We start from the raw sequence: 17,005 nt of genomic DNA, 5'->3' as shown, positions 1-17,005 counted from the left end.
GCTCACACTGCGTACATCGTTGGCCAGAAGTACTCTACGCCTTCCGCGTACAAGAACGCTTGGAACTTTTTCAGTTCATCAGGAGTATTTCGGACAGCGCGAGGAGTCAGGCCATATTGCAAGCAATAAGCTGTCAAATAGCCAGCAACTTCACCGACGTTCCACTCTACTGGGTGGAGACGGAAGCAACCATTTGTAATATGCGTAACCCCGAGGTTTTTGCCCGCTGGCAGCAGGTTATTTACACGCACAGGGATTAAGCTGCCCAACGGAATTTGGAACGGATAGGTAGACACATCTACGTAATTGCGGTTCGCAGTGCTCGGATGCAGGTCAATTCGATAGCTGCCGACCCCAACGGAATCATGGAAGGCTTCTGCTTTGCCTGTATTGCGGACAAATGCACTCACATGTTGCTCCAAAACGGTGAATTCGGCTTTGATCCGGCGGGATTCACGAATATAAGGATACATCGCTAGTCCATCCTCTGTTCCCATTACATCCTTGCGCAATCGCAGTCCTGGATACCCTTGTCCACCATCTGGGCGAGGAGCCTCTGTTTGCATCCAATACAGAAGGGAGAGACTCAGTTGTTTACCGCCGTAGAGGTGACGCTGACGCTCTTCCTCTGGCACATCAATGATCGAACCGAGCCAGTAATCATTTTGCGGCCAGTTAACGGTTGTTACGCCACTCTTGTACAATCCAGATTGGAAGTTTTTCGGGTCAGCAATCTGGCGATACGTGAAGAGCGGAAAATATTTAGTTCCCGGGAACAGCTCATATCGTACAGATTCAGCAGTATTTCGCGGATTGGAGCCTGTCCAGCTAAGCAGCTTGTCCGGCCAGAAATCTGCTTTGTAGTTGCGCCAGAAGTCATACATTTCCGGCTTGGCAATCGTATAATTTTCTCCCTCCAAATAATCCATCGCGAAGCAATACGTAAATGCCTGAATATCATTTGGCTGCGGCGGCCCGACAACAGCATTTGGCTCTCCCGTTTGATCGACTGATTCAGCGCCAAGTACGTATTCTACGCCAGCCTGTGGGAGTACATCTCCACATTCTGTCGCGTCCAAGAAATACGGTGCTACCAGTTCATGAAAATCATGATGCTTCTGATCTTCTACTGTGATCGACAGTACGTTATCGCCAGCCATGCGAACGGCATGCAGCTTATGATTCGTCAGAATAGTAAGTCTACCACTATTAATATAAGGAGCAAGCATCTGATAAAACACAGCTAGTGCTACTTTCGGTTCGTGGCAAAGGCGGCTTACCGAACCGTTACCAGGGTCAAGATTCGGGATGACGCGTGCTTCTGCCGTCATTGGATAATGGTTGCGGTAATAGTCACGCACGCTGTCACGGAATGTGCGATAGCTCCGCGTGCAACCAAACTGTTCAATCCATGGATGCTCGTCTGGCGGTACCGCTTGGCTCGTAAATTGACCGCCAATCCAATCGGTCTCTTCCGTCATAATGACTGATTTTCCTGATTTCGCTGCTGCCAGTGCTGCTGCGCAGCCACCAGTACCTCCCCCAATGATTACCACATCAGCATGAAGTTCTCTCATTCTTTTCCCCTCCACATTTTCTACTTTTTGGTTGTTTCTGCCAATTAATACGCAAAAAATGACAATAGGTTACAAATTTCGCAGAAAAAACTAAATATTTTTTCCTTTAGCTTCTGCTTGTGCAAACTTTGACTCAGCATCAGTGCCTCAAATTTGCCTAAGAGTTGATGCCCCTTTCCAGCCCCTTCCTGCTGTCTTTTACCAAACCAGAATTCCACTTTTCCACCCTAAAACTTGTGTTTTTAGGAGAGATTGTCTTTGCAAAGGCTCTAAAAACAAGAACATATGTTCTTAATTAAATATACACAAACAAGATGCGAACAGTCAAGAAATTATTTCCTTTTCTTTCTATTATTTGTAATCAATCAAACGATAGAGAGTTGGCTAAAGTGAATATAAGCACAAAAAATCCCTCCAGCTAGACTATCTCCAGCATGAAGGGATTTTTGAATCGTCTTTATTTAAACAAATTAATCGTGGTAATAATGATCGGCATCGCGAACACATCAATCAGGAAGGCACCTACGATTGGAACGACCAGGTATGCTTTTCGCGAAGGACCAAATCTTCCCGTTACTGCCGCCATATTCGCCATTGCGTTTGGTGTAGCGCCCAGACCATGTCCTGTAAAGCCTGCGACCATGACTGCGGCGTCGTAGTTTTTGCCAAGCAAACGGAACAAGACGAAAATCCCAAACAAAACGATGAATACTACTTGAACAAATACGATCACGAGCATTGGAAGCGCAAGGTCTGCAACTTCCCACAGCTTGATGCTCATCAGTGCCATGGACAGGAAGATTCCAAGCGTCACATCACTGATCAGGTTGATGCTCTTCATGTCGATTGCCTTTGGATTAAGCTTGTCTACAATGTTACGGACAATTACCGCTACAAACATCGCTCCCACATAACCCGGCAGAACAAATCCGGTTGCAGTCGAGAACAGCTCTCCCAAATACGTTCCCAATGCCATACAGAATGTAATTAATAGCACTTGGATGAAGAAGGTATTCGACGTAATCGCTTGTCCTTTTTCTTCTACTGTCTCTACTACTTCTTCCGTTTCTGTCGGCTTCAGATCGTGTTTCGTAATCAAATATTTCACAGTCGGTCCACCAACCAAGCCCCCTGCTACGAGACCAAAGGTAGCTGCTGCGATGCCAACCGCCAAAGCAGATTGAATGCCCATGTCCTCAAGTGTTTGTCCAAAAGCTCCAGCCGCTCCATGTCCACCTTCCATGGAAACAGCTCCGGCCATCATCCCGATCAGTGGATGAATGCCGAACACGGAAGCCAAAGACACGCCAATTACGTTTTGTGCCAAAGCCAGAAATCCACAGGCGATCCAGTAAATAACGAGCAACTTACCGCCAAGCTTGATCAGCTTAAAGCTCGCTCCCAATCCAACGGTAGTAAAGAACGTGAGCATGAACAAGCTTTGCAAGGAAGTATCCAATGTAATTTGTAAAATTCCGGTCGCTTTCAAAACAGTTGCAACGACAGCGAACAACAAGCCCCCAACCACTGGTGCCGGGATACAAAACTTTTGCAAGAAACTAGCCTTTTTTACGAGGAATGTACCTAATACAAGAAGTGCTACTGCGAGAAAAATCGTCGTTACTTGATTAAGTGCTAACGTCATAGTTGTCTCCCCTTAGTTGTTCTCTAGTAATCCCATGATGGCTTCATTCGTCAAGTAAGCACCTAACTTTACTGTTCTTCCGTTTTCATCTAATATCGGATTCACTTCACAAACATCAAAAGAAAGCGTTTTCTTATGAGTGGCAACGGTACGGATCAAAGTGCGGACAACCATTGGTGTTAAGCCAAAAGGAGATGGAGCACTTACCCCCGGTGCAAAAGCTGCGTTTAAAACATCTGTACATAGCGTCAGCATGACATGATCGTGTTTTCCGATGAATTCGCTTACAGATAAAGTAATTTCATCCATTCGTGCGTCTGTCATCTCTTCTTCATACACATAACGAACACCGAGCTCATCTGCTTTATCAAATAGCTCCTGCGTATTTCCGAAACGCTGAATCCCTAACACAAAATAGCTGCTATTTTTGTCATGCTCTAGTATTTGCCGAAACATCGTCCCAGATGAAGGCTGAACTTCATAGGAACGCAAATCGAAATGAGCGTCAATATTGATAATGCCCAGAGAAGCCTCTTTACCAATATGCTTTCGGACACCTACGTAATGTCCATATAATGTCTCATGGCCTCCACCTAAAATAATGGGCGTCATGGCTTTGGAAAAGATTACTGAGACGGCGTTCCCCAATTCTTCCTGGGCAGCTTCTAGCTCTTCGTTTGGACAAGCAACATTCCCCACATCAACAATCCGTTTCCCTTCCTCCACTTTCCAAGGAAGACTTGCAAGCGCTTGCCGAATTGCGTTTGGAGCTTTGGCGGCACCTAATCGTCCTTGATTGCGCCTCACTCCCTCTTCACATTCAAACCCAATGATAGCGACTGTGCGATCCTTGGCCGCTTGTAATGTATCCAAGTCCGTTATTTCTACAATCTGATGGTAGCGAAAACTGCTTCTTCTCTCCGTATGGTCAGTCCGGCCGGTCCACAAATCTGCTGATACATTCTTTGGCAAGCTATTCATCCTTTCTGAACCTTTTGTTTATTGATTATATAATGACAAACTTATTATTTCTAATATATAATTTAAATAAATTGATAGCTTAAAGCTATAAATGAGGGTAGGCGATCCAGTTGGACATCAAACATTTGCACTATTTTGTGACAGTTTGCGATCAGTTGAGCTACTCCAAAGCCGCACAAAAACTGCATATTTCACAGCCTTCCTTAAGTAACGCGATCAAAAATCTGGAGCAAGAAGTCGGCTCTCCACTGCTCGAGAGAAACACGAGAAAAATGGAAATGACGGACGCTGGTAAAATTTTGTATCAGAAATCGTTGCTGCTTCTTTCCCAAATGAACATGCTGAAAAAAGAGATGGAAGAAGTAAAGCTAACCGGAAGCGGCGATCTCATCATCGGCAGCATTGAGTCCGTGAAGCATTGGATTCCAAAAGTCATTCGCGAATATCAGAGGCGTTTTCCCTCTATTAACATCAAGCTAATCGAGGTGCTGAGCGGGAAAGCTGTCAAGGAATCACTGCGGAAGTATCATACGCATTTACTCATAACCAACCAATTCATCGATGAAGAAGATATCGAATCCTTTCCCTTGTATGATGAGCGCTTAATGCTGGTGTTGCACAAGGATCATCCTCTGGCGGAAAAGGAATTGATTCGATTGAAAGACTTGGCTAATGAGCCATTCATCATTAGTACAGAGGGATTTCAGACGCGGGAGGATATTTTAACGGCCTTTTTGTTTGAACAAGTCAACCCGCAAATCAAATTTGAGATTGAGCGATTTGAAACCGCGTTAACGTTAGTGAGGGAGAATTTGGGGGTTACGATCATTCCTGAGAACTATTTGTCTGGATCAACAGATGCTTCGCTTGTTCGGAAAACGCTTGATTCGCCTGCGTTGGAGCGGACGGTTTATTTAGCGTATTTGAAAAATCGTTATTTGGCCCCGGCGGTGCAGGCTTTTTTAGAGGAGGTTCGGGGGAAGTTTCCTTCCAAAACATAGCCAATACCCTCTACATCACATAGAGGGTATTGGGTTACTACCTCTAAGGAATCGTCACCGTTAACTCTTCTTCCGTATTCTTCTGATAATCTTGCTTCCAGTAGAGGAGCTCTGTTTCACTCTTCCATTCGAGTAGGAAGTAGTCTGTATGATCATCGGCTTGAAGAAGCTTCTTCTGCTTCCCTGTAGATCATTCATACAACCAAATGTCTTCGGTCTCTTCATCTTCCATCCCGTATTTTTCTTTCGAGATTATCCCACTTAATTGAGAAAATGCTGCCCTTTTCGAATCTGGTGAGAATCGGAATTGGGAAATATACGAGAAAGGCTCACTCATTCTATCGTTTGCTACCTGATAGATTTGTCCGCCGCGATGTCTGCTCGTTCCCGTATCCAATAAGAGATACTCAGAATCGGGAGACCATGTAAAGAAATAGCGGTCGATGACAGCCTCTTTTATTGGGGAGGGTAAATCGTTGCCAACCTTCCACATGTATGCCTGACCATCTTCGGTAGTCCCCTTATAATAGGCAACTGCTTGAAAGTTCGGCGACCATTCGGCGTGAAATGTATCCTCGCTTGTATACAGCTTCTGCTCGATCTTGTTCATTTGCTGCCATGTTTCCGGATTCACCTGTATACTTTCGGTCTCCAAGGTTGGCCGTGGATAAGTAGCGGGCGTTTCGGCGATCCCCGTCCTTGTCGGGTAGGTGAAATGTGTATTCATCCTCTTTCCACTCCCCCTGATATGTTCCCCCTTTCACTTTTTCTATTTCACGGATTTTATTGAGTACTTGATAGGGTGACAGGGATTCTTTTTGTTGTTCTTCCACTGGTTGATTGGTAGGTGCTGTAGAGACTGGGCTATTCTTCTACGAGATAACCCAGTCTACTCATAGAATAAATAAATTTCACAATTCCCATATCCTTTTATATAATTGGGAAAGTCTTGAAAAAATTCTAAAGCAGGTGATCCTTTGGTTCAAGTAAGCGATGCTCCCTCTAACTTTATTGTGTTCCTCCCGTTACTAATAATCTTATTTTTAAACATCCTTAACATTGTCATCAGTATCTGGGTATACCGCGATGCAAGGAGACGAGGGAATAGCAAGGAATTCGCTATCATCGGGCTTGTTGCATCCTTGTTTTTTCCGGTTATTGGGTTGATTGTTTATTTGGTGATTCGGAAAGATAAGTATTGAAAAATAAGGAATTCTCTTTTCCTTCTCTCCAAATAAAAAAAGCAGTTGAACAGGGATAACCTTCCTGCTCAACTGCTTTTTTAGAAACGAAAACGGGCAAACGATAGGATTAGCCTCTCGTTACATTGAGGATCAGATCGTTTTCAAATCCACCGATTGAGATGTCAGAATAGCACTTGATCATTTCTGTTAGCATCACCTTTGCTTCCAGTCTGGATAGTGGTGCGCCCAAGCATAAGTGGCAGCCTTTTCCAAAGGATAGATGCTTATTGCTATTAGGTCGATGGATATCGAATTGGTCTCCCTGCGCAAAGGTATTTTCATCACGATTGGCAGAACCGAGCCATGCCATGACGATTTCACCTTTTTTCATCATACTTCCGAACATATCCGTATCTTCTTGAACCTTGCGCATCAATACCTGTGCTGGCGGACGGAAGCGCAATACTTCCTCGATCGCTTGATCTACCAGCTGCGGATTCTCTCTTAATTCACGATAGACGCCTGGTCGATCTAGTAAAAAGCAGTAGAAAACACTGAACAAGAGCGTACTTGTCGTGACATTTCCGGCAAGCAGCAAGCTGATTGCAATATCAATAATCTCGCGGTCAGATAGTTTTTGTCCTTTGTATTCTGTTTGCGTTAAATCGGAAAGAAAATCTTTTGCCGGATTCTCTCTTTTTTCTTGAATGATCGGAGAGAGATAAACGGCCATTTCCTTCATGATTTCTTCCTTTTTGAGGTTAATATCCTCATACGTTTCGCGGGTTCCGGAAGAGATGAGCACATCGGACCATTGTTTGAACAGCATCCAATCACTGGACGGTACACCGAGCAAATCGGCAATGACAATCACTGGCATCGGAGTTGCCAGATCACCTAAAATTCTGATGCTTTGCTTTTCTTTTACTTCCTCTAGCAAATGACGTGAAATTTCTTGAATACGCGGTTCCCACTCCTGGAGTGTTCTGGTTGAAAATGCCTTTGTATAGAGAGCTCTCCTTTTTCCATGATCAGGCGGGTCCATCTCTGTGATCCCCTTTTCTTTCAATGCGAGGGAACCAGCGATTCGTTTGCCTGTATCGCTTGAAAAGAGGTGATAATCGGTCAGCACACGCTCTACATCCGCATACAGAAATACGTTCCAAACCTGTTGCTTTTCATCGTAATGTACCGGGCTATTTTTTCTCATTTCTGCATACCAGCCGTAGGGTTCAAACTGTTGTTGCAGGTTCTCGGCACCTGATATTTCATTAGGGAATACTATTTTATTCATTTCATTCACTCCTTATCTAAATGGGTAGGGTATTGCTGCAAGCGGCTACTCTTTATATGACTTGATTTCCTCTAACATGGTATCCAGGAGTTTCTCTATTACCCCAATGTCTGTATTCGATTCAAAGAAGGAAATATTGAGGGTTATGCAATCTTGATACGTACTGACTCCAAGCATCAGCCCTGGTGCGTAATAGGCTGGCGAGACGATATACGCACCTGCGACTTTCACATCATCGAATGATATCTGACTTGTACTAATCATACCAAAATTTGATAATATTGGTGTGCTGTTTCCATCTGCTACAATTTGTTTTCTTACATCCTGTATGATCTTCAATGTGTGATGGAACTCTAAATTTTCCACAAAGGCAAAAGTGTTTACCGCATCATGCAGAATCTCTTTATTATCGCGTTGATTTTTCATGAATTCGGCCACTTCTTTCACCTGATCTGCAAATGACCCTGTTGCTTGATTCATGGAGGCGTGAACAACGCCAGACAGGTTGTAAATGGCGTCTGCCTTGCCTGTGGGTAAAAATTTTCTTACATTAACAGTGACCATGACCTTGATTTGCTCTTCCGGAATGTTCTCCATCTGTTGAGATAAAGCGCGCATGTAGGCAGCCAATAACACATCATTTACCGTGAACCCTTTTTGTTTAAATCCTTGCGCCAGCTCCAGCCACTCTTCGCGCGGTATTCTGCGAATGGCTTGTCTCCTTTTCGCTGGTTCTCCAGGCGTAAAAGGAAGTGTTGGTCCCTGCGGTTCTGGAGCTTGCGGCATCCCGCCATTTGGGATACCCATCTCCTTGAACAAACGGCTCTGATCCCTGCCCTCAGGGTTTGACTTGGGGACGTAGCGAGGTTTTTGGGCGAGCTCACTATATAACGAAGCTAGCAGGTGAACATACTCTATCAACCCTGCACCATCGCTGCATAGATGATTTAATTTGATGCACACGATTTCTTTGGTCGAGGTCCGTAGAATGCGAACTTTTACCATCGCATCAGCATCGATGTCTATTGGGCTCGACAGCCACTCCTGTACGGCTTTCTCTTCGGAATCGGACTCACTGAGAAGTTGCAAGGAACACCAACCGCTTGACGCCAAATCGCTGCGTCGCTCCCAATAGGGGCGGACTGAATCTTTTATAAAGCGGCAACCCATGATAGGTTCAGCAATGGTGCTTGCCTCCATCGCATGAAGCAATCGCTGCTGATTCACATGTCCGTCCATTTCCAGCACCATTTGAAGTTGGCAATCGGAAAGATAGCTGACCATGTAATTAAATCTGTCACTTCCGTTTGCAGGCAGTCGCTGTGGGATTGCCATATTCTGATTTACCTCGCTGACATTCATTTCCTACACACCCCTTCAAACTAAAATTTTGGAAAGAAAAACAGTCAGGAAAAATCCTGACTGTCCTTTTTATCTTCAAATCTAAGGGCTTCTATCGAATGGAAATCTTGTATTCCTCTAACCACATATTTATTTGAACGAGGTATTCGATCAGCTTCGTTGATTGAGCTAGATTCATAGGTGCTTTTCCATCCAGTACAAATTGGATCACAGATTTATTAATCAATGGTAATAGAGGTGAATTAGGGTTCGCTAAAATTTGTTTCATATGGTCCAAAATCGCATGGTAATACTCTGGATGATAGGTCATCGGATATGCGCTTTTGTTGCGGTACAATACTTCTTGCGGCAAATATCCTTTGTACGCTCTGCGAAGCAAGCCTTTTTCGATTTGATCAATATTTTTTACTTTCCATGGGACATTCCATAAATATTCAACCAGACGGTAATCACAATAAGGAACACGTACTTCAAACCCCGTATACATGCTCATTCGATCCTTGCGATCCAATAGCAGCGGAAGAAAGCGTGTGATAAAGAGGTACGACATTTTGCGCTGTTGCGCTTCCAATGCTGTCTCCCCTTCCAAAGGATGTACCTCTGCAATCCCTTCTTCATACCGCCTGCGAAGATATTCTTGTGGGCGGATTTTTTCGATGGCTTCTTCATTTAAAAATGAACTCCACCCGTCATGCTCCATCCAAGGGAATTTGCCTGAATTCAAGAATTTCTCCTTCTGAAACCAAGGATACCCGTTAAACACTTCGTCTGCCGATTCACCTGATAGCGAGACGGTCGCGTTTTTCTTCATTTCACGACAAAACAAATAGAGCGACGTATCCGTCTCCCCTAATCCCGGGAGATCACGCGCTCTTAACGGCATATGAAAATGAGTAATCAGATCTTGAGCGTTGAAGGTAATCTCTTGATGCTTCGTTTGTACATGCTCTGAAACTGATTTCGCCCATGGTGCATCCAAGCTAATGTGCAACAAACCTTCTTCAAAATGCTGATCATTGTCAACAAAATCAACCGAATAGGTGTGCAACGTCTTCCCTTTTTTACGAAGCTCTTCAGCGGCTAAAGCTACTAAGCCACTCGAGTCCAAACCGCCAGACAGCATACTAACCAATGGCAGGTCAGAGATTAACTGACGTTGAACCGTGTCTTGTAACAGAGCGCGTATCCTTTCTGTCGTTGTATCCATATCGTCAGTATGCACGTTACTTTCCAGTTTCCAATAGGCCCTTGTTCTGATTTGATCCTTCGTGACTGTTACACAATGTCCAGCTCGAACCTCATTGACATTGCGGAAAATTCCAAATCCAGGTGTTCTCGCCGGACCGAGTCCGATAATATCTGCTAACCCATCCGCTTCTACTTCAGGCTTCACTTTTGGATGGGCAAGCAAAGCTTTCAGTTCGGAGCCGAACAAGAACGAGCTCCCTCGTTGGCAATAAAACAATGGTTTCACACCTAAGTGGTCACGCGCTAAAAACAATCGATGATTTTTTTCGTCCCAAATGGCGAATGCAAAAATTCCATTGAGATGACGGACACATTCCTCTCTCCACTCCAAAAAAGCGTGCAGTAATACTTCCGTGTCAGAATTGGTTTGAAAGGAGTGTCCGAGCAGCTCTAACTGGCGGCGCAGTTCCAAATAATTATAGATTTCGCCATTAAACGATAGGACACACGTCTGATCTCCTTCTCGGTAGATCATTGGCTGCTTGCCGCCTTCTGGGTCGATCACGATCAGGCGCCGATGCGCAATCGCTGCCCGAGGAGACAACCAATATCCCTCTTCGTCTGGCCCGCGATGCTGGATCGCTTGAGCCATTTTGTGCAAAATAGCATGCTGGGATGACAAATTGTCATCCCAATCAAGCCATCCCACAATTCCACACATAGTAACCTCTCCTCTTGTTCGCCAATTTAGTGTTGGGGATGATACGTTATCGCATGGACTAACTCGCTTACCTTTTGCTCTGGGTTCGCTACCAATCCTTCTAAAAGAGTATTCAAATGCTGCAGCATACTGCTAATCTCCTTATCGTTGAAGAAACGTCGATAGTAGTTGATATGCAGGACTAGCACTTGTTCATAGAAAAGGATTTCCACTCGTAACGGATGCTCCGTCTGAGCGATAGAATCATAGATGGTAGCGCCGAGGACATCATTAAATCCTCTAAACACAGAAGAGAAATCGGGGAGCTGTTCGCTTACCAGATAACTGTCAAACAAAAGCCGATCTCGTGGGATATCGCACCACTCGTATATTTTTTTCAGCGGCGTGTATTCGTACTGACTCGTCTCTACTACCTTGGACTGCATGTTTTGGAGCCAAGACAAGAACCTCATGTTTTGCTCAATACTTACGCGAATGGGCAGAATATTGAAGAAAAGCCCGACAGAATGCTCGACCTCCATCATCGCTATGCTGCGGCCGGAGAAGATCGTACCAAAAACAACGTCTTCCTTACCGCTGTAATGATGGAGCAGCAATGCCCAAGCCCCCTGTACCAATGTATATGGCGTCAGATGATACTTCTTAGACACGGATAATAGCGCCGAGGAGACTTCTGGCGATACGATGAACCTTTCTTGAGAATAGGGAGGTTCATCGGCAGAGATATTCTTCCTGCTCGCCTGCGCCCATTCAAGAGTGGAGCTGGTCATTCCTTTCAGATTTTTCTTCCAAAACAACTCGGCATCCGTTAAGTCCTGCCCTTTTTGTAGGGCAACATAATCCCGATAAGGATAGACAGGCACAATATCAATCGGCTTCCCTTGGGAAAACGCTTGATAATATTCGAATAGTCTCTTAACGATCAATGTATAGCTCCAGCCATCCTGCAACATCAGGTTGAAGACATAAATAAAGTAGTAGACATCCTCTCCTACTTGAAGCAGAGCAAGATGTGCATGTGGTGCATGGCCCATCTCAAATCCTTGTTGTCTAAGCTGCTGAATGTAGGATTGCAATTGTTCATGTTGATTATCTTCCGGAACGCCACGCCAATCTTCCTGTTTGATGTGGATATCCACTTTCTCATGCACGATCTGCATCGGTTCATCCAGCTCTTCCCAGATGAAGGAGGTTCGCAATGCAGGGAATTGTTGGATGAGATGCTTCCATGCCTGCTCGAAAGCAGATACATGGAAAGGGCCACCCTCTATGCGAAAAGCATGATGAACCACATTCAAACCAGGCTCTGGATGATGTTTGTATCGATGCAGCATATTTTCTTGCATGATCGTCAGCGGATAAACATCCTCCATGTATGGGTTATCTACTTTTATCCGATCCAGCTGATGCTTATCCAGTGTTGGTAGCTCTACTGCGTTTGGAGTTCGCTTCGCGCTTTGGGTGGAAGCCCCACCTACAACCTCTGCTAGTTCAGCTATCGTCTGGAATTGGAAAATTTGCTGTGGAGTCAGTTCCAAACCGAATTGTTTTGCTCTCGCAACCACTCGAATGGTATGAATGGAGTCGCCACCCAATCCGAAGAAGTTATTATGTATGCCAACCTTATCCAAGCCCAATATTTCAGCCCAGACATTGGCAAGAATGTTTTCCGTCTCGGTCGTCGGTGGTACAAAATCTCCCTCCATCTCTGGCACTTCCATAAGCGGCGCAGGAAGCGCTTTGCGATCCAATTTTCCATTCATGTTCACTGGCATTTCCTTGATAAACTCGAAGATAGACGGAACCATGTAATCTGGCAGCTTATCCCGTAAATAACTGCGCAGCTCTGGAATGAACTGGCGAGCAACTCTGTCTGTCAAAGGATCATTCGCATACGTTTCGATCGGCTGGTAGTGTTTCGCTGGACGGTGCCAAGCGGTGACCACTGTGTTACGCTGTCTTTTTTCTAGTAAATGCTCAGGTCGGAGCACAGCTTCATAGCTGCCATCCTCTCTATCACCCATCCAAGCAATATCCACGCTGTATCGAAGCTCAGCGCCCAACTGCCAAAGCTCCTCTGGGTCAATTCCACTGTAAGGATCGTTTTGATCTGTTCTCAGTTCTTCTACCGTTTTGAGAACATCTCCGTCACCAAGCAATGACTGGTATCGATTCGCCCTGTCCAACCGCAAATTTGGGATATTCGTAAGCCCTAAGATTTGCGGTTTATACTTGGTCATGATTTGACGAAGTCCATCAATATTTTGGAATCCCTCCTCATGCCAATCCAGCCAGGAAAAGTCCTCAATCGGCTGCACTTTTTTGCCGAGATGAAGAACCACATCATAGCGATAGCGAGTTAATTCGTTATGATGACTGCCTCGCTTCAACTTGATTTCTACATGGCTGATCTGATGCAGCTGCGCTTGAAGCGCATAGAAAAATGCAGGATCGATAACCAGCTCCTGCTCTTGTCTCATTCGCTTCTGCACGCGGCGCTGCAATTGATCGATGGTCAACGTCGCCGGTGACTTTTCCATCTCAACCTCAGTGAGGAAGGTTTGCAGTAAAGAAAGATTACGAACATCACCGACAAAGATTGCTCCTTTGTCATTCATGGCGTGTATGGCCTTTTTCAGCACATCCAACAGGTAGCTCGCATCCGGGAAATACTGCACCACAGAGTTGAGCACGATCACATCGAACTTCTGTCCCTTTAGTCCATGAAAATCATCCGCATAGCTCTTACGCAGTGTGACATTGGATAAATCCTCTCTTTGGTTGATCAGATTCGCCGTAATATAATCCAACGCCATTGACGAAAAATCTGTTCCCCAATACTGCTCACAATGAGGCGCTATCCGGGATAATAACAGCCCTGTACCGCACCCGATTTCGAGTACCCTTTTCGGTTGCAAGGCAAGGATACGATCAACCGTCGAATTGACCCATTCACGCATTTCTTCCGCTAAAAGGGGTTGACCCGTATAGCTGCTGTTCCAGCTGGTAATGTTGAAATCCGCCTCATATTTATTTACATCATCATAGGCTTTATCAAAGACATCCTGCCATTCTGATACCTGTTCCACAGGAAGTGCTTCTTCTGTTGCCTTTTTCAGTTTTTCCTTGGTCTGTGAATCTGGCACGATATAAGATATCAACTGCTTTTGCCCTGGTCTCTGCTCGGATTCATGAACGATCACAGCCGCTTTTTGTACATGTGGATGTTCATCCAATACAGCTTCAATCTCACCCAGCTCGATACGGAACCCTCTTAATTTGACCATAAAATCAATTCGGCCCAGATACTCGATCGTTCCATCCGGCATGTAACGTGCCAAGTCACCTGTTTTATAAAGGCGTGCTCCCTCTTTCTTGCTGAATGGATCAGGGATGAATTTCTCTTCTGTCAGCTCAGGTCGGTTATAGTATCCGCGAGCCAGCTGTACACCACCGATGTGCAGCTCGCCGGCAACACCCACGGGAACAGGATTCAGGTGCTCGTCTAACAGGTAGATTTGGGTGTTTGCCACAGGACGTCCAATCGGCACGGATCTAAGCTTGCTTCCTTTTTGACATGCCCAGTACGTGACATCAATCGCCGCTTCTGTAGGACCATAGAGGTTGTGCAATTCCGCATCGAGACACTCGAAAAAGCGCTCCTGCGTTGCATAAGATAAGGCTTCGCCACTGCAAATGACTTGTCGTAGCGTATCGCAGCCGCTGATTTCTTTCTCCTCCAGGAACACCTGAAGCATGGAAGGAACGAAGTGCATGGTAGTGATTTTCTCTTTTTTGATCAAACGTGCCAAATAAGTCGTATCTTTATGACCTTCTGGACGAGCTACTACCATGCAAGCGCCCGTCATTAACGGCCAGAAAAATTCCCAAACCGACACATCAAAGCTGAAAGGCGTCTTTTGCATGACCCGATCGGTTTCATTCAGTTGATATTGTTCCTGCATCCATAAAAGCCGGTTGACGATACCGCGATGAGCATTCATCGCACCTTTTGGCTTACCAGTGGAACCTGAGGTGTAAATCATGTACGCCAAATTGTCGCTGTTGACTCCGCTTGCAGGTGCCATATGGCTCTCCATGCTAATTGTCTCCCAATCTGAATCGAGGCAAATGAGTTGTCCACCGTATTCAGGGAGCGTGTTCTTCAGCTCCTCCGCAGTCAAGAGGAAAGAAGGATTCGCATCCGTGATCATGAAGGCAACCCGATCTTGCGGATAGCTTGGATCTAGGGGCACGTAGGCTCCACCTGCTTTGAGGATACCTAACAGCCCAATGACCATCTCAAATGAGCGCTCCATATAAATGCCCACAAGCGTTTCCGCGCTTACACCCTGTTTTACGAGATGGTTAGCCAGCTGATTCGCCCGTTGATCCAATTCACGGTAAGTGAGTTGCTCCTCTTCAAAAATAACGGCTGGGGCATCTGGTGTTTTGGCAGCCTGCGCTTCGATCATTTCATGAAGGCACCTATCTTGCTGTGGGTAGTACGTCTTCGTATCGTTCCATTCAATCAACAGCTTTTGCTCTTCCGCAGCGGTCAAAATCGGCAAATCTGAAATCGGCTGGTTCGGATTCGCGACAATGCCTGCCAGCACGATTGTAAAGCTTTCTAACAAGCGACTAATTGTCGATTCATTAAAAATATCGGAATTGAACTCGACGTCCAGGTCAAGGATATCGCCTTTTTCTACAACCTGAATCCAGAGGTCAAACTTGGATGTGTTGTTACGGAATTCTTCAAATTTGACCAAGGAAAAGCCTAATGCAGACATGTCCGATTTTTTCGGCATAGGAAAGTTCTGCAACACAAAGCAAACTTCAAACAGTGGATTTTGACTCATATTACGCTCAGGCTGCAATTCGTCCACTAATCGTTCAAATGGTACGTCTTGATGTCTGTATGCGCTGTTCGCTGTTTCTCTCACACGTGACAACAGTTCTCTAAAGCTTTGATTGCCGGAAACATCTGTTTTGAGAACCAACGTATTCACAAAAAAGCCGACCAGATTCTCCATTTCCACTCGGTTACGATTCGCTACGGGCACTCCCACCCGGATATCATTTTGCCCGCTGTAACGGTGCAACAATATCTTTAACGCGGTGATCAAAACCATATACAGCGTGGCATTTTCTTGCTCGCTCAGCGCTTTCATGGCATGTGAAAGGGAAGAGGGAATTTGTAGTTTTAGGCTCCCTCCTTGAAACGTTTGGATAGGAGGTCTTGTACGGTCTACTGGTAGCTCTAACGCGCTGCTTTCTTTTCCAAGGGTTTCTCTCCAGTAAGAAAGCTGTTTCTCCAGAACTTCTCCTTGAAGCCACTCCCGCTGCCAGCTTGAAAAATCAGCATACTGGATCGGAAGCTCAGGCAATGGTGAAGGCTTGTCCGCAAGATATGCCTGATAAAGTAGAACCATTTCTCTGAAGAAAACTCCGACTGACCATCCGTCTATGATGATATGGTGAACGTTCAAAAGTAGAATATTCAAGTCTTCGCCGAGTTTGAATAAAGTAACACGCAACAAGGGTCCTTTGGTTAGATCGAAAACATACATGCTTTCCTCTTTCGCGAGTCGGCGAAACTCATCCTCCCTCTGCGCCTCGGGATGTCCTGTCAGGTCGACAATGGGAAATGGAATTTGCAAGGCAGGAGCAATTAGCTGATACGGCTCTCCGTTTGCGACTTGAAAGGTAGTTCGCAGGGCTTCATGGCGTTCCACTATCTCATTAACGCACTGCTCCATGATGTTTGTGTGAAGCTCACCCGATAGATGGAAGGCGGCAACCACATTATAAGCAGGACTGTTAGGTACCAACTGGTCTAAAAACCATAGTCTCTGCTGGGCAAAAGAGAGGGGCACGAAGCCCTCTCTTGAACGCCGCGGAATCCCAGTCTTTTTCGTCTCCAGTTTTGAGCCTTTCAGCTTCTCCAGCAAGGCCAGTTTCTTCTCGGAAAGCTTCGATCTGCTCTCGGCAAGTATCTCATCTCTTGATTTAGCTGATTCCTTCTCATTGATCATCGGATTGCTCCTTC

Annotated in this window: 10 protein-coding genes; 2 read left to right on the top strand and 8 right to left on the bottom strand. The window is 45.4% G+C overall.

Translation table 11 applies throughout. From position 1 onward, the window contains the following. Positions 1-2: 2 nt before the first annotated feature. The 3 genes from C7R92_RS06745 to hutG form a co-directional block, all read right to left on the bottom strand. Positions 3-1,577, bottom strand: coding sequence for an FAD-dependent oxidoreductase (locus C7R92_RS06745; protein ID WP_106833652.1), 1,575 nt, complete (start codon positions 1,575-1,577; stop codon positions 3-5). Between the two features lie 457 nt (positions 1,578-2,034). Next, positions 2,035-3,222, bottom strand: coding sequence for a sodium/glutamate symporter (gene gltS / locus C7R92_RS06740; protein WP_106833651.1), 1,188 nt, complete (start codon positions 3,220-3,222; stop codon positions 2,035-2,037). Positions 3,223-3,234: 12 nt separating this feature from the next. After that, a complete protein-coding gene (gene hutG, locus C7R92_RS06735; protein ID WP_106833650.1) occupies positions 3,235-4,203 on the bottom strand; it encodes a formimidoylglutamase in 969 nt (322 codons plus the stop codon). Positions 4,204-4,313: 110 nt separating this feature from the next. Between hutG and C7R92_RS06730 the strand changes: the two genes are divergently transcribed. Continuing rightward, positions 4,314-5,204 (top strand): LysR family transcriptional regulator, encoded by an 891-nt coding sequence (locus C7R92_RS06730; RefSeq protein ID WP_106833649.1) that lies wholly within the window; start codon positions 4,314-4,316, stop codon positions 5,202-5,204. Between the two features lie 190 nt (positions 5,205-5,394). On the opposite strand, the gene C7R92_RS06725 is transcribed toward C7R92_RS06730, so the two are convergent. Then, on the bottom strand, positions 5,395-5,931 hold the full coding sequence (locus C7R92_RS06725) for a hypothetical protein (protein ID WP_244195671.1): 537 nt from the start codon (positions 5,929-5,931) through the stop codon (positions 5,395-5,397). 250 nt (positions 5,932-6,181) lie between these two features. Here C7R92_RS06725 and C7R92_RS32750 point away from each other — a divergent pair, with 250 nt between their 5' ends. Next, complete coding sequence (locus tag C7R92_RS32750; protein ID WP_106833648.1) at positions 6,182-6,406, top strand: hypothetical protein; 225 nt, start codon at positions 6,182-6,184, stop codon at positions 6,404-6,406. Between the two features lie 109 nt (positions 6,407-6,515). Here C7R92_RS32750 and C7R92_RS06715 read toward each other — a convergent pair whose 3' ends face one another. The 4 genes from C7R92_RS06715 to C7R92_RS06700 form a co-directional block, all read right to left on the bottom strand. Next, positions 6,516-7,682 carry a cytochrome P450 gene (locus tag C7R92_RS06715; protein WP_069851325.1) on the bottom strand — a complete coding sequence of 389 codons (1,167 nt, stop codon included), beginning with the start codon at positions 7,680-7,682 and terminating at the stop codon, positions 6,516-6,518. 45 nt (positions 7,683-7,727) lie between these two features. Continuing rightward, positions 7,728-9,044, bottom strand: coding sequence for a condensation domain-containing protein (locus tag C7R92_RS06710; protein WP_106833647.1), 1,317 nt, complete (start codon positions 9,042-9,044; stop codon positions 7,728-7,730). 91 nt (positions 9,045-9,135) lie between these two features. Next, complete coding sequence (gene asnB, locus C7R92_RS06705; protein WP_106833646.1) at positions 9,136-10,953, bottom strand: asparagine synthase (glutamine-hydrolyzing); 1,818 nt, start codon at positions 10,951-10,953, stop codon at positions 9,136-9,138. 26 nt (positions 10,954-10,979) lie between these two features. Continuing rightward, positions 10,980-16,991, bottom strand: coding sequence for a non-ribosomal peptide synthetase (locus tag C7R92_RS06700; RefSeq protein ID WP_106833645.1), 6,012 nt, complete (start codon positions 16,989-16,991; stop codon positions 10,980-10,982). Positions 16,992-17,005 lie beyond the last annotated feature (14 nt).

Source organism: Brevibacillus porteri, from assembly GCF_003013475.1.
GTDB classification, from domain to species: Bacteria; Bacillota; Bacilli; order Brevibacillales; family Brevibacillaceae; genus Brevibacillus; species Brevibacillus porteri.
The sequence above is the reverse complement of the archived record's forward strand: the minus strand, read 5'-3'. Positions and strand labels throughout refer to the sequence as shown.